The sequence below is a fragment of the Polaromonas sp. genome (assembly GCF_030680935.1).
Taxonomy (GTDB): domain Bacteria; phylum Pseudomonadota; class Gammaproteobacteria; order Burkholderiales; family Burkholderiaceae_C; genus Polaromonas.
The window spans coordinates 23794-37422 of the sequence record NZ_JAUXUP010000078.1; the positions used below are offsets into that span (position 1 = coordinate 23794).

14 protein-coding genes are annotated in these 13629 nt (G+C 62.8%); 11 read left to right on the forward strand and 3 right to left on the reverse strand.

Annotated features, from left to right (window positions below):
• The first annotated feature begins 131 nt into the window (after positions 1-131).
• The 11 genes from Q8L50_RS18145 (at position 132) to rpoH (ending at position 10804) form a co-directional block, all read left to right on the forward strand.
• Entirely contained in the window at positions 132-1307 is a 1176-nt protein-coding gene (locus Q8L50_RS18145) for a UxaA family hydrolase (protein ID WP_305350031.1), read from the forward strand.
• A gap of 9 nt (positions 1308-1316) precedes the next feature.
• The gene (locus Q8L50_RS18150) at positions 1317-2243 is read left to right on the forward strand and encodes an NAD(P)-dependent oxidoreductase (RefSeq protein WP_305350032.1); all 927 of its coding nucleotides are present in this window, start codon (positions 1317-1319) and stop codon (positions 2241-2243) included.
• Positions 2243-3265: an Ldh family oxidoreductase gene (locus Q8L50_RS18155; protein WP_305350033.1), complete on the forward strand. Its 1023-nt coding sequence runs from the start codon at positions 2243-2245 to the stop codon at positions 3263-3265. Before Q8L50_RS18150 ends, Q8L50_RS18155 begins: the two co-directional genes overlap by 1 nt.
• A gap of 63 nt (positions 3266-3328) precedes the next feature.
• A complete protein-coding gene (locus tag Q8L50_RS18160; protein ID WP_305350034.1) occupies positions 3329-4303 on the forward strand; it encodes a tripartite tricarboxylate transporter substrate binding protein in 975 nt (324 codons plus the stop codon).
• 135 nt (positions 4304-4438) lie between these two features.
• Positions 4439-4900, forward strand: a complete 462-nt coding sequence (locus tag Q8L50_RS18165; RefSeq protein ID WP_305350035.1) for a DUF962 domain-containing protein — start codon at positions 4439-4441, stop codon at positions 4898-4900.
• Positions 4901-4967: 67 nt separating this feature from the next.
• Entirely contained in the window at positions 4968-5264 is a 297-nt protein-coding gene (locus tag Q8L50_RS18170) for a hypothetical protein (RefSeq protein ID WP_305350036.1), read from the forward strand.
• A 131-nt stretch (positions 5265-5395) separates the two neighbouring features.
• On the forward strand, positions 5396-6097 hold the full coding sequence (locus Q8L50_RS18175; RefSeq protein ID WP_305350037.1) for a GntR family transcriptional regulator: 702 nt from the start codon (positions 5396-5398) through the stop codon (positions 6095-6097).
• Positions 6098-6132: 35 nt separating this feature from the next.
• Positions 6133-7104 carry a tripartite tricarboxylate transporter substrate binding protein gene (locus Q8L50_RS18180; RefSeq protein WP_305350038.1) on the forward strand — a complete coding sequence of 324 codons (972 nt, stop codon included), beginning with the start codon at positions 6133-6135 and terminating at the stop codon, positions 7102-7104.
• A 101-nt stretch (positions 7105-7205) separates the two neighbouring features.
• Positions 7206-8585, forward strand: coding sequence for an MmgE/PrpD family protein (locus tag Q8L50_RS18185; RefSeq protein WP_305350039.1), 1380 nt, complete (start codon positions 7206-7208; stop codon positions 8583-8585).
• A complete protein-coding gene (locus Q8L50_RS18190) occupies positions 8582-9565 on the forward strand; it encodes a D-2-hydroxyacid dehydrogenase family protein (RefSeq protein ID WP_305350040.1) in 984 nt (327 codons plus the stop codon). Before Q8L50_RS18185 ends, Q8L50_RS18190 begins: the two co-directional genes overlap by 4 nt.
• Positions 9566-9859: 294 nt before the next feature.
• A complete protein-coding gene (rpoH, locus tag Q8L50_RS18195) occupies positions 9860-10804 on the forward strand; it encodes an RNA polymerase sigma factor RpoH (RefSeq protein ID WP_305350041.1) in 945 nt (314 codons plus the stop codon).
• 99 nt (positions 10805-10903) lie between these two features.
• On the opposite strand, the gene Q8L50_RS18200 is transcribed toward rpoH, so the two are convergent.
• From Q8L50_RS18200 to Q8L50_RS18210, 3 genes are read right to left on the reverse strand one after another with little or no spacing between them, the layout of a single operon-like run.
• The gene (locus tag Q8L50_RS18200) at positions 10904-11533 is read right to left on the reverse strand and encodes an SCO family protein (protein ID WP_305350042.1); all 630 of its coding nucleotides are present in this window, start codon (positions 11531-11533) and stop codon (positions 10904-10906) included.
• A complete protein-coding gene (gene cyoE, locus Q8L50_RS18205) occupies positions 11530-12447 on the reverse strand; it encodes a heme o synthase (RefSeq protein WP_305350043.1) in 918 nt (305 codons plus the stop codon). The genes Q8L50_RS18200 and cyoE overlap by 4 nt, the downstream gene beginning before the upstream one ends.
• A complete protein-coding gene (locus Q8L50_RS18210) occupies positions 12444-13613 on the reverse strand; it encodes a heme A synthase (protein ID WP_305350044.1) in 1170 nt (389 codons plus the stop codon). The genes cyoE and Q8L50_RS18210 overlap by 4 nt, the downstream gene beginning before the upstream one ends.
• Positions 13614-13629: the final 16 nt, after the last annotated feature.

Consider the following 13629-nt stretch of genomic DNA (forward strand, 5'->3'; position numbering starts at 1 on the left):
TGCACGACCCGCATGCGTCGTTGCGAATCCTCGCCGGGTGTTACCCCGGCTGCGGTTCGCGCCTAGCCTGCAGACCGCTCGCGACGCTGGCTGAACCCCCAAAATGCCTCACAATTTTTTAAGGACTCCCCATGTCAGTCATCGATAAAAACACCACCTTCCTCGGCTACCGTCGCGAAAACGGACGGGTTGGGGTTCGTAACCACGTGATCATTCTTCCGCTGGACGATTTGTCCAACGCCGCCGCCGAGGCCGTGGCCCACAACATCAAGGGCGCGATGGCCATTCCGCACCCTTACGGCCGCCTGCAGTTTGGCGCCGACCTGGAGCTGCATTTCCGCACCTTGATAGGCGCGGGCTGCAACCCCAACGTCGCAGCTGTCGTCGTCATCGGCATTGAGGACAGCTGGACCAAGAAAGTGGTGGACGGCATCGCCACGACGGGCAAGCCGGTGGTGGGCTTTGGCATTGAAGGCCATGGCGACCACGAAACCATCATGCGAGCGTCCAAAGCCGCCCGTGAGTACGTGCAGTGGGCCAGCGAAAAGCAGCGCGAGGTCTGCCCGATCTCCGAACTGTGGGTTTCCACCAAATGCGGTGAGTCGGACACCACCTCCGGTTGCGGCGCCAACCCGACTGTCGGCAACGCTTTCGACAAGCTGCACCCGCTGGGCAATTACCTGTGCTTCGGTGAAACGTCGGAGATCACCGGCGGTGAAAAAATTGTGGCCGAGCGCTGCGCCACCGATGCGATCCGCGATCAGTTCATGTTCATGTTCAACCGCTACCAGGCCATGATCGACCGCCACAAAACCAGTGACCTGTCGGACTCGCAGCCGACCAAGGGCAACATCGCCGGCGGCCTGACCACCATCGAAGAGAAGGCACTGGGCAACATCCAGAAGATCGGCAAAAAGTGCACGGTGGACGGCGTCATCGACAAGGCCGAGATGCCGACACACCCGGGGCTGTGGTTCATGGACTCGTCGAGCGCCGCCGCCGAAATGGTGACACTGTGTGCCGCCTCCGGTTATGCGGTTCACTTCTTCCCCACCGGTCAGGGCAACGTGATCGGCAACGCGATTGTCCCGGTGATCAAGATCTGCTCGAACCCGCGCACCGTTCGCTTGATGAGCGAACACATCGACGTGGATACCTCCGGCCTGCTGCAACGCGAGATCACGCTGGACCAGGCGGGTGACCAACTGCTGGAAAACATGCTGCGCACGGCCAACGGGCGCCTCACCGCAGCCGAAGCGCTGGGCCACCGGGAATTTGTGTTGACTCGCCTGTTCGAATCGGCCTGAACAAGCGCCATGGCACGCATCGTCATCAGCGAGTTCATGGACGAGCGCGCGGTCGCACAACTGGCGGCAGCGCACGACGTTCTGTACGACCCGTTGCTGGTGGACGACATGCCGCGCCTGATCACCGAGGCGCGAGGCGCTGAAGTCCTGATCGTGCGCAACCGCACGCAGGTCCGCAACGCCCTGCTCGCTGCGCTGCAACGCTGCAAGGTGGTGGGCCGGCTGGGGGTCGGCCTGGACAATATCGACGTCACCGGATGCGAAGCCCAAGGCATGCGTGTGATCCCGGCCAGCGGCGCCAACGCGCTCAGTGTGGCCGAATATGTGATCACCAGCGCCATGCTGCTGTTGCGCGGGGCATATACCTCGACGCGAGCCGTGGCCGCAGGCCGGTGGCCGCGTGCGGCCCTGAGCGACGGGCGCGAGACCGCCGGCCAGACGATGGGCGTGATTGGTTTCGGCGCCATCGGCCAGACCACGGCCCGGCTGGCGCAAGCGCTGGGCATGAAGGTCATCGCTTTCGACGCAGCGCTGGCTGCGGATGCGCCGGTATTTGCGCGCGCCGGGGTGCGCAGCGTCGGCCTTGATGAGTTGGTGGCCAGTGCCGATGTGGTTACCCTGCATGTTCCGCTGGTGGACGGTACACGCGGCCTGTTAAGTGCTGCCCGCATCGCGGCCATGAAACCGGGCGCCATCCTCATCAACACCTCGCGCGGCCATATTGTCGACCTGCCCGCCCTGGTGGCCGCGCTCCGCGCCGGACGCCTGGGTGGCGCGGCGATCGACGTGTTTGATGTCGAGCCGCTGACAAACAGCGATTTGTTGCCCGACTGCCCCAATCTCCTGTTGACGCCCCATGTATCCGGCCTCAGTGTTCAGGCCAACGAACGGGTGTCATTCATGATTGCCGAAAAAATTCTGGAGCACCTGCACTGATGGCCCAACTGTCTGTCGAACAAGCAACAACGCTTGCCCTGCGGGCCTTGCGCAATGCAGGCGCCGGCGAAGTCATGGCGACCAGCACCGCGCGGGCACTGGTGCGCGCCGAAGCGCAGGGCCTGGCCTCGCACGGACTGAGCCGCGTGCCGCAATACGCCACCCATTTGCGCAACGGCCGGGCCGATGGCACAGCGCAGGCCGTCATCGTGAGCCACAAGGGCGCGGCCCTGCTGGTTGATGCAAAACAGGGCCTGGCGTTCCCCGCCTGCGATCTGGCGATTTCGACCGCCATCGACACGGCACGCTCGCTGGGCGTTTGTTTTGCCGGCGTGACCAACAGCCATCACTGCGGCGTGCTGGTGGATCACCTGCGTGCGGTTGCCGATGCCGGCATGGTCGGCCTCGGCTTTGCCAACTCGCCAGCAGCCATGCCAGCGGCGGGTGGCAAACACCCGATTTTCGGCACCAACCCGGTGGCTGCGGCTTTTCCGCGGCGCAATGCGGACGCCCTGATGATTGACCTGTCGCTCAGCGAAGTTGCGCGCGGCAAGGTGATGCTGGCTGCCAAGGAAGGCCGAGCCATTCCCCTGGGCTGGGCCCTGGACAGTCAGGGGCGCCCGACCACCGATGCAAAAGCCGCACTGGAAGGCTCCATGCTGCCGCTGGGTTCGGTCAGCAGCCCCAAGGGCTCCATGCTGGCGCTGATCATCGAGCTGCTGGTGACTGCAGTGATCGGCGCGCAATTCGGCTTTGAAGCGTCCTCGTTTTTTGTGGATGAAGGCAACGCACCGCGCATCGGTCAGGCCTTTGTGGTGATCGATCCCGGCGCGCTGGCCGGCAATGACGTTTATTACGAACGCATGGAAACCCTGATCGGTGAAATGCTGCTTGATGACGGGGTGCGCCTGGCAGGCGCACGCAGGACAGGCCTGGAACAACAGGCGAACCAATCAGGGCTGACGATTGCGGATGCCCTGAAGAGTCAGCTCGACATGCTGGCGGCAGAGGTCTGTGGGTGACGGCGCTGCCCGCAGGACAGGCGTGGCATGACAGGCTTGAACATTAAAAAGAAGGAGACAGACATGAAACGTAGAGACATTGTGGGCGCATCTGCTGCCGGCGCCGTGCTGGCCTCGGTTCCCGCCTGGGCGCAAGACCCGCCTTTTCCCAAACCCGGCGCCACCCTCAAATACGTCGTACCCTTCGCACCCGGCGGCCTGACCGACGTGATGGCCCGCGCCGTGGCGCAAAAGCTCACCGAAGCCTGGAAGGTTCCGGTCATTGTGGAAAACAAGGCCGGTGGCAATGCGCAGATTGGTGCCGAACAGGTAGCCAAATCGACACCGGATGGCAGCAGCTTGCTGGCCATCACCCTCACACATGCCGCCAATGTCGCGTTGTTCCCGAATGCGCCTTACAGCTTTGTCAGGGACTTGCGGCCCGTTGCGCTGCTGGCGGGTTCGCCGATGCTGGTGGTTGTACCCACGGGCAGCCCGATCAAGGATTTCAAGGACCTGGTCGCGGTCGCCAAAACCAGACAGCTCAACGCAGGTTCCAGCGGCAACGGCACGCCACCGCACTTGACCATGGCACTGTTCAACGACCTGAATAAAACGCAGATGACCCATGTGCCTTATCGTGGCGGCGCGCCCTCCATGACGGACCTGATTGGCGGCCAGCTTGACGTTATCTTTTCGAACTTTCCCGAGTCGATTGCGCACGTCAAGAGCGGAAAACTGCGCGCTCTGGCGATCTGCAGCCTGAGCCGCCACGCCATGGTGCCCGACGTGCCAACGACCATGGAAGCGGGCATGCCCGGCCTGTTCGTTGAAAACTGGACTGCCGCGATGATTCAGGCCAGAACACCGGACGTCATCGTGGACCGTTACTCGCGCGAAATGATCAAGATCATGTTCAGCGCAGAAGTTGAAGAGCGCGCCAAACAGCAGGGCTTTCGCGTCACACCCAAGGGATCGGCCGACTTCGCCGTTTTCCTCAAAAGCGAGATCGACCGCTGGAGCCGCATCATCCGCACCGCGAAAATCACGGTCACCTGACACCTGTGAATGGATCCGGACCTGCAGGTCCACCTCCAGCGGAAAACGCAGTACTTCCCTCCTTTCGCAAACCGCCGTCATGCCTTAAAGTGCCCGTACCCCGGGGCTTTTTTGTGGCCGGAAGAAGGAAACACCATGACACAGACCGTCGATTCAAGCGCCGCCGCAGAAACCCGCCAGGTGGACCGCCTTCTGGCGCACTACGGCGAAAGCCACCAGAATCCGAAGAACGAAATCATCCACTTCATCGCCATTCCGCTGATCATGCTCAGCCTGCTCGGCATGATTTTTGGCCTGCACCCCTATGCTGCCTACGCCTTCATCGGCGCCAGCATGGTGTATTACGCCCGACTGTCACTGGTTTTTTTCGGCACCATGGTCGTCTGGTCGGCGATATTGCTGGCGTTGGTACATGCCATGGGAGAACGGGTACTGCCGCTGTCCCTGGGGATTTTTATCGGCGCCTGGATCCTGCAATTTGTCGGGCACAGGCTTGAAGGGAAAAAGCCTTCCTTCTTCGAAGACATCCAGTACCTCTGGGTGGGACCGCTGTTTGTTCTCAGCAAGCTGTTTGGCAAGATCGGCGTTCGCTGGTAAACGCTGGCCGGTTGAACTGGGCATTTCCGTCCGCATATGTGCTTTTCTGAATTGACCGGAATCCTACGTGCCCAGTTTCATTAGCCGTGTTCTTCGTTTTATCCTGCGTTTGGTCCTGTGGGTCTTTGCGACCATTTTTGCGCTAAGCCTGCTGCTGGCCACCCTGGTACTGCTGGTGCTTGGCCTTTTGCGCGCCCTCCTCACCGGCCAAAAGCCCAAGCCCATGGTGTTTGGCCGGTTCCAGCGATTTTCCTCCCAAGCCCCGTGGACGGGCGCCGGCATGCGTGACGCCGCTCCCGGGCAGCAAGGTGAAGTGGTGGATGTCGAAGTACGCGAGATCCGGGACGACGCGCCCCGGCCCTGACAGCGCAGCGGTCGCCACCGTAGCCCCTGCTGCTCTTCCCCGTTAATTGAGCCCACGCCCTCATCGGTATTGGACATATCTCATTTTTCCGTTTTCGTATACGATATAACGCGTTCCAAACAGAAATTTCCATGCTCCCCTGGCTCACCGAATTTCCCGCCCAGCGTTTCAACGACGTCCGCGACACCTCGCTGGCCAAGCTGGTGCGCGACGACATGCTGGCCCTGATCCTCAAAGGGGTGCTGATCCCCGGCCAGCGCATCAACGAACCCGACGTGGCCGCCCGACTGGGTGTGTCGCGGGTGCCGGTACGCGAAGCCCTGCGCGAACTTGAAAGCTCGGGTCTGGTGGTGGCCCGCAAACATGCGGGCGTGTTTGTGCGCCAGCTCGATGCGTCGGAAATCCGGGACCTGTACCAGATGCGCGGCCTGCTGGACGGTTTTGCCGGGCGACAGGCCGCGCTGCTTGTGGGGGAGCCCAAGGCGGTGCTGCTGGCCCTGCTGGACGATTCGGTCCATGCCATGAAAGAGGCCTCCGCCAGGCATGAGGTGCAGCGCTACTACGGCGAAAATCTGCGTTTTCATTGGGCCATCATTGAAGCCGCAGGCAATCAGACTCTGACGGAAACCTACCGCAGCATCGTGCAGAAGCTGCACCTGTCGCGCCTGAAAAACCTCTCCCACGACGTCGGCATGCAGGCTTCGATTGCCGAGCATGCAGAGATAGTCCAGGTTCTGCGCCAGGGCGACCCGCAACGCTGTGAGGACCTGATGGCCCACCACGTCAGCGATGCCTTCACGCGCCTGGTCCATGCGACACCGCCTGTAGCCTGAATCCGGACTTTGAACGAACCACCCACGGAGACAACATGAAACGACGCACCCTTCTTCAGGCCGCCCCCGCGCTGCTGGGCCTGCCCGGCCTGGCGCGGGCACAAGCCGCTTACCCGTCCAAACCGATACGCTACATCGTGCCGGTGTCCGCCGGGGGCGGTAGCGACATGGTGGGCCGCACGGTCACCGAGCGCTGGGGCAACCTGCTCAAGCAGAGTTTCATCGTGGACAACCAAGGCGGCGGCGGCGGTGTGATCGCGTCGCAGGCCACGGCGCGCGCCGCGCCGGATGGCTACACGCTGTTGCAGGGTTATGTGGCCACGCACGGCACCAGCCCGGCCACGCGCAAGTTGCCTTATGACGCGATCAAGGACTTCACGCCTATCGGCATGATAGGCGGCACGCCCAATGTGCTGGTGGTCAACGCCGCCCTGCCGGTCACGAACATCAAGGAGTTCATCGACTACCTGAAGAAGAACCCCGGCAAGGTCAGCTACGGCTCCGCTGGCGCCGGTTCGCTGACCCACCTGACCATGGAGCTGTTCAAGCAGCAGGTCAACTCCTTCATGGTGCACATTCCCTACCGAGGCATAGCGCCCGCGTTTACCGACCTGATAGGTGGGCAGACCCAGGCCATGTTCCCGGGCCTGGCCGCCGCCGTGCCGCACATCCGCTCGGGCCGGGTGCGCCCACTGGCAGTGACCGGCCTGCAGCGCCATCCGCAATTCAAGGACGTGCCGACGCTGGACGAATCCGGCTTCAAGGGTTTTGACGCCCAGCAGTGGTACGGCGTGGTGGGGCCAGCCGGCATGCCTGCGCCTATCGTCAAACAGCTCAACGATACGCTGGCCGCCGTGCTGCGGGCGCCCGACCTGCGCGAAAAACTGTCGGTGGAAGCGGTCGAGCCCATCGTCATGACACCGGAGCAGTTTGGCGAATTCATGCGGGCCGACATTGCCCGCTGGACCAAACTGGCGCGCGACCGCGGGATCCAGCTCGACAGCTGATCTTCACAACAATACTGCTTCCTAGCCCTTTATCCACGTGCGTAAGCAGCTACATTTTTAATAGCAATTTCCATTCCTGGCAGCTCCTGCCGAAAGACACCATGGCCCGCAATACCCAGGTCGCCGCCGACCACAACGCTCCTCCCGTCACCCGGATCCTTGCCCAACACGTCGCCACCCACCCCGGCTTTCTGGACGGCGGCTGGAGCGCAGCGGTTGACCGCGAAGCCCACCGCACCTTCATGAACTGGTTGGGCTGCGCTGTCGGCGCCGCCCATCACGAAGCCGCAGACGCCGCACTGGCTGCGGTGCAGATGCTGCAGCCCGCCGCGCAGGCCAGCGTGCTGGGCCGTGCAGAAAAGGTCGATATGGCCAGCGCTGCGCTGATCAACGGCATCACCTCGCACACCTTCGACTTCGACGACACGCACCTCAAAACCATCATCCACCCGGCTGGCCCGGTCGCCTCTGCGGTGCTGGCGCTGGCCGAACACACCGGCGCCTCCGGCCGCGAGGTGATCGACGCCCTGGTGCTCGGCATCGACGTGTCCTGCCGCGTCGGCAATACGATGTACCCCGAGCACTATGACCGGGGCTGGCACATCACCGGCTCGACCGGCACCCTGGGCGCAGCCGCCGCCTGCGCGCGCCTGCTCAAGCTCGATGTGCAGAAAACCGCGATGGCGCTGGGCATCGCCGCCTCGCAACCCATTGGCATGCGCGAGCAGTTCGGCACCATGACCAAACCTTTCCACCCGGGCGGCGCCGCGCGCGCCGGCCTGATGTCGGCCCTGCTGGCGCAGCACGGTTACACCGCCAGCCCGAAGGCGCTCGAAGCGCCGCGCGGCATGATGCAGACGGTCTCGACCAAAAACGACTGGAACGAGATCACCGGCGAGCTGGGCCAGCGATTTGAAATATCGTTCAACAGCTACAAACCCTTTGCCTGCGGCATCGTGATTCATCCGAGCATCGACGCCTGCGCGCAGTTGCGCGCCCAGGGCGTGACCCCCGATCAGATAACCCGCATTGAACTCAAGGTGCATTCGCTGGTGCTGGAGCTCACCGGCAAGAAGGAGCCGGTGGACGGCCTGCAGGCCAAGTTCAGCGTTTACCACGGCTGCGCAGCCGGCTTGACGTTTGGCCGCGCCGCCGAGGACGAGTTCTATGACGAGGTGGTGAACCGCCCCGACATGGTGGCGCTGCGCCGCAAGGTGGTGGCCACGGTAGACGATTCCATCGACGAAGCCAGTGCCGACGTGACGGCCGTGCTGACAGACGGCCGCCGGGTGCATGTGTTTGTCGAACACGCAATAGGTTCGCTGCAAAACCCGATGACCGACGCCATGCTGGAAGCCAAGTTCAGCGGCATGTCGGATGCGGTGATAGGCGCTGCCAAAACAGCCGACTTGATCCGGGCCTGTTGGGCCATAGGCACTGCGACAGATGTGCGCGCGCTGACCGCGCTGGCGCGCCCATGAGCAGGCCGCATATCGTCGTCCTCGACGACACCGAACGCGCGATGCGCCGCCTGGGCGACTGGACACGCATCGATACCCAGGCCGAGGTCACCATCCACCACGCGCCGCTCACAGGTGTGGCGCTGGTCGATGCGCTCAAGAATGCCGACGCGATTGTGCTGATGCGCGACCGCACGCCCTTCACCGCCGAGCTGCTGGCGCAGTTGCCGAAACTCCGCTACCTGGTGTTCACCGGCACCCGCAATGCGAAGCTGGACCTGGCAGCCCTCGCCGGGCGCGGCATCCCGGTCAGCCACACCGAATTCGGGCCGTCCAAGGACAGCACCTGCGAGCTGACCTGGACACTGATCCTGGCCGCGACCAAGCAACTGGCCAGCCACACCGCGCGCCTGAAGGCCGGGGCCTGGCGTGGCGAGTTGTCCGAAGCCCTGCCCTGCACGCTGGCGGGCCAGCGCCTGGGCCTGATCGGGCTTGGCGAAATCGGCGGGCGCGTGGCGAAAGTCGGAAAGGCGCTGGGGATGGAAGTGGTGACCTGGAGCCCGCGCATGACGGCCGAACGCGCCGCAGAGCAGGGCGTGGCCTTTGTGCCGCTGGACGAACTGCTGGCCACCTCACCTGTCGTCAGCCTGCATCTGGTGGTGCTGGAGACCACGCGGCATCTGCTCAACGCAGCGCGGCTGGCCCTGATGCAGCCGGGCAGCCTGCTGGTGAATACCTCGCGGTCGGAGCTGATCGACACCGCGGGGCTGGTGCAGGCCCTGCGCCAGGGGCGGCCCGGATTCGCCGCACTGGACGTTTTCGACGTGGAGCCCCTGCCGGCAGATGACCCGCTGCGCGGACTGCCCAATGTGCTTTTGACCCCGCACCTGGGTTTTGTCACTGAGCCGGTGTTCCAGCGCTTCGCCAGCGGGGTGACCGAATGTCTGCAGGCCTGGCTGGCAGGCGCGGCCCCGATACGTCCGGTGCCCGTCAAGACCTGAATTCACTCCTAATTTGATAGCTGCTTGCGCTTTACCCATAAGGGCTGAGGCCATATTTCAGCATCAATGGGCGGCAGGGGCGGCCAGCCCCCGGCTTGAAAACTGCAGGACGGGCCAATGGATTCCCCCGGCTTAGTCTTGTGACCTACAGCGCGGGCGGAACCAACGCGCAAAATCAGACCCTAACCCCGGGTAAGTACTTATTAGCCATACCCTATCCGGGAGATTGAACCTATTGCTTAGCACTCTCTCTAACAGAGTGCTAATATTGACTTCGAAAAGGAGTTTTGCTCTATGACTTACGCCCTGTCCCCTCAAGCGGCCCCCGCAACCACCCAGTTGGCGGCCGCCAATCCGTGGTCCTTGCTGCCACCTCTGGGTAACCTGGACGCCTATATTTCTGCGGTCAACCGCCTGCCCATGCTGACTCTGGAGCAGGAGCAGGAGTTCGCCCGCAGCCTGAAAGACAACAACGACCTGGACGCGGCCGGAAAGCTGGTGCTGTCCCATCTGCGCCTGGTGGTAGCCACATCGCGCAAATACCTGGGTTATGGCCTGCCCCACGCCGACCTGATCCAGGAAGGCAATATCGGCCTGATGAAAGCCGTCAAACGCTTCGATCCCGACCAGGGCGTACGCCTGGTCAGCTACGCGCTGCACTGGATCAAGGCCGAGATGCACGAGTACATCCTGAAAAACTGGCGCATGGTCAAGGTGGCCACCACCAAGGCCCAGCGCAAGCTGTTTTTCAACCTGCGTTCCATGAAACAGGGTTTCAAGGACGACGCCGATGTGGCAACACACCGTGACACGCTGACGCAGGACCAGATTGACTCGATGGCCAAAACGCTGAACGTCAAGCGCGAGGAAGTGATCGAGATGGAGCAGCGCATGTCGGGCCACGATGTGTTGCTGGACCCGAGCCCCAGCGACGACGGTGAAGAGGCGTTTGGTCCGATTGCCTATTTGTCCGATGCCACGCAGGAGCCCACCATGCTGATGGAGTCGCGCCAGCGCGACTACCTGGCCAGCGATGGCATCACCACCGCGCTGGAAGGCCTGGACGATCGCTCACGCCGCATCGTTGAGGAGCGCTGGCTCAAGGTCAACGACGACGGTTCGGGCGGCATGACGCTGCACGATCTGGCGGCCGAGTACAAGGTCAGCGCCGAGCGCATTCGCCAGATTGAAGTGGCAGCGATGAAGAAAATGAAAAAGGTCCTGGCGGCTTATGCCTGATCAAGCCTGATCCCTTGACCGTGGTGCGGCGAAAGCGGCACCGCCAAAGCCTGCATACGACCATCGTATGCAGGCTTTTTTTTGACAATCGCCAGCGCCTCACCCGCTCTTGAGCAAGAGCCGGATGTCCGCTGCAAGTGCTGGTGCACCGCTGCCATACCGGCTGTACAGGCGCACCTTGCCAGTCGGGTCAAACACATAACTCCCGGCCGTGTGATCGATCGAGTAGCTGCCCGGGGTTTTGCCGTCGACCTTTTTGTAGAAAATCTTGAAGTTTTTGGCCAGCTGCGGCAGCTTGTCCAGTTCGGGGCGCAGCGCCAGAAAACCCGGATCGAAATTGGCCATGTAGGCCTTGAGCACATCCTGGGTATCGCGCTCCGGGTCAAGCGTGACAAACAGGCCTTGCAGACGTGCGCCGTCAGCGCCCAGCATTTTCCTGATTTCGGCCAGTTCGGCCATCGAAGTGGGGCAAACATCCGGGCACTGGGTGAAGCCAAAAAACACCACCACCACCTTGCCCTGAAAATCCTTCAGGCTGCGCGCCTGCCCATTGTGGTCGGTCAGGGCAAAGTCGCGTGCATAGTCGGCGCCGGTGATGTCGATGCTGGCAAACTGCGGTTTGGACTCGGAGCAAGCGGTCAAAAAGCCTGTAGACCCGACCAGCAAAGCGCAAGCAGCTACTGATTTAATAGCGCTTCGCCTGGCCAGAAAGAAGGGTGTCGCGCTCATACGAGGTAGTGGTCCAGCAGCAGGGCCGCAAATAAAACAGACAGATGAATCAGCGAAAAGCGGAATGTCTTTCGTGCCAGGGCATCGGAATAGTTGCGCCAAAGACGCCAGGCGTACCAGCTGAAACCAAAGCTCAAACCGACCGCCGCCACCAGGTACAGCCAGCCGCTCATCTTGAAAACAAAGGGCAGCAGGCAGGCAGCAAACAGAACCAGCGTGTACAAAAACACCTGCAGCCGCGTAAACGCGTTGCCGTGCGTGACAGGCAGCATCGGCAGACCGGACTTGCGGTAGTCCTCCACGCGGTACAGCGCGAGTGCCCAGAAGTGCGGCGGCGTCCAGAGAAAAATAATCAGGAAGAGGATCAGTGCCTCGGGGCTCACCGCCCCCGTCATGGCCGCCCAACCCAGTACCGGTGGCATGGCGCCGGACGCACCGCCTATCACGATATTTTGCGGCGTCAGCGGTTTGAGGATCACGGTGTACACCACGGCGTAACCGACAAAGGTGGCAAAGGTCAGCCACATGGTCAGAGGATTGACCCAGACATATAGGATGAATGAACCCGCCGCGCACAGGGCGCCTGAAAAAGCCAGCGTCAGCGGGTTGCTGATCTCCCCTTTGGCAGTCGCGCGCCAGGCGGTGCGCTTCATCTTCGCGTCGATCTGCTGCTCAACCAGGCAATTGAAAGCCGCTGCGGCACCGGCCACCAGCCAGATACCGGCGCAGGCCACCAGCGCAAGCTTCAGTTCAGCCCAGCCGGGCACACCCGGCACCGCCAGCACCATGCCTATCAGCGCGCAAAAAACAATGAGTTGCACCACGCGTGGCTTGGTCAGGGCGTAAAACTGCGCGAATTTGGACGGCACAAAAGGAGTGATCGCCACGGCGGCTGAAGTATCGGAGGGGTTCATGGGTGGGCAGCCCTCAATTTTGGCGCAGTTGCCGCCTGCACGGCGCGATGGCTCGAAAAAAGAGCGCCGGTCAGCACCACCACCAGCGCCGCCGCGCCGCCGGTGTGCGCCACCGCGGCCAGCAGTGGCCAGCCCAGCACCACATTGCTCAGCCCGCTGGCAAACTGCCACAGCGCCAGGGCGCCGACCCAGTTTCCATATGAACGCATCGCGGGAATCCGCCTGAGCCGCCAGGCCAGCGCCAGCAGCGCAACAAATACGAGGTAGGCAGCGAGCCGGTGCACATAGTGGATGGCGGTCAGTGCCTGGAAGCTGATGTTGTCGCCGTCCAGGCCAGCACCCAGCGCGCGCCAGAAAGTGAAGCCTTCGCGGAAGTCCATGGCCGGCCAGAAGCTTCCCTGGCAGGCGGGAAATTCGCTGCAGGCCAGCACCGCATAGTTGGTGCTGACCCAGCCGCCCAGCGCGATCTGCAGCCACAGCAACACAAATGTCGCGGCCAACAACAACCCGACCGTCCGGGGCAGTGCCACCCGCTGCGCCGCCTCGTGCGCCTGGGCGTAACGCACGGCCTGCGCCTGCAGCAAGGCCAGCAGGACCATGCCGCCCAGCAGATGGAGGGTGACGATCAGCGGGAACAGCTTCATGGTGACGGTCAGCGCGCCGAAAGCGCCCTGGATGCAAACCCAGACCAGGGTTGCCATCGGCCACCATGCCGACAGGATGTTGGGGGTAGTGCCGTTTTCCTTCGCCTTACGGCGGCTCAGCCAGGTGACCACCGCCAGCGTCAGGATCAACACGCCGACACCGGTCGCCAGGTAGCGGTGGATCATTTCTATCCAGGCTTTGGAATGCGTCACCGGACCGGTGGGCATGGCCGACTGCGCCGCACTGATGGGCTGCTGCGCGCCCAGGGGGCTGGCATGGCCGTAACACCCCGGCCAGTCAGGGCAGCCAAGGCCCGAGTCCGTCAGGCGGGTAAAGGCACCAAACAGCACCAGGTCGAAAGTCAGAAACAGTGTCACCAGCGTCAGCACCTGCAGTCGCCGCGCCATGGGCTGCTTCCTGTTGCGCAGCCACACCCAGGCCAGCGGGCCGAGGGCCAACACCATGCCCATGCCCATCAGGCGCAGTGCCGGGCTCAGGTTGTAAAGCTCCTGTGCGTCCATTACGTGCCTCGCGCAG

Coding starts and splice junctions, on each gene's coding strand:
- Q8L50_RS18190 (WP_305350040.1), top strand. CDS start 8,582: ATGAGCAGGCCGCATATCGTCGTCCTCGACGACACCGAACGCGCGATG.
- Q8L50_RS18210 (WP_305350044.1), bottom strand. CDS start 13,613: ATGGACGCACAGGAGCTTTACAACCTGAGCCCGGCACTGCGCCTGATG.
- rpoH (WP_305350041.1), top strand. CDS start 9,860: ATGACTTACGCCCTGTCCCCTCAAGCGGCCCCCGCAACCACCCAGTTG.
- Q8L50_RS18180 (WP_305350038.1), top strand. CDS start 6,133: ATGAAACGACGCACCCTTCTTCAGGCCGCCCCCGCGCTGCTGGGCCTG.
- Q8L50_RS18150 (WP_305350032.1), top strand. CDS start 1,317: ATGGCACGCATCGTCATCAGCGAGTTCATGGACGAGCGCGCGGTCGCA.
- Q8L50_RS18155 (WP_305350033.1), top strand. CDS start 2,243: ATGGCCCAACTGTCTGTCGAACAAGCAACAACGCTTGCCCTGCGGGCC.
- Q8L50_RS18200 (WP_305350042.1), bottom strand. CDS start 11,533: ATGAGCGCGACACCCTTCTTTCTGGCCAGGCGAAGCGCTATTAAATCA.
- Q8L50_RS18185 (WP_305350039.1), top strand. CDS start 7,206: ATGGCCCGCAATACCCAGGTCGCCGCCGACCACAACGCTCCTCCCGTC.
- Q8L50_RS18165 (WP_305350035.1), top strand. CDS start 4,439: ATGACACAGACCGTCGATTCAAGCGCCGCCGCAGAAACCCGCCAGGTG.
- Q8L50_RS18160 (WP_305350034.1), top strand. CDS start 3,329: ATGAAACGTAGAGACATTGTGGGCGCATCTGCTGCCGGCGCCGTGCTG.
- Q8L50_RS18175 (WP_305350037.1), top strand. CDS start 5,396: ATGCTCCCCTGGCTCACCGAATTTCCCGCCCAGCGTTTCAACGACGTC.
- cyoE (WP_305350043.1), bottom strand. CDS start 12,447: ATGAACCCCTCCGATACTTCAGCCGCCGTGGCGATCACTCCTTTTGTG.
- Q8L50_RS18145 (WP_305350031.1), top strand. CDS start 132: ATGTCAGTCATCGATAAAAACACCACCTTCCTCGGCTACCGTCGCGAA.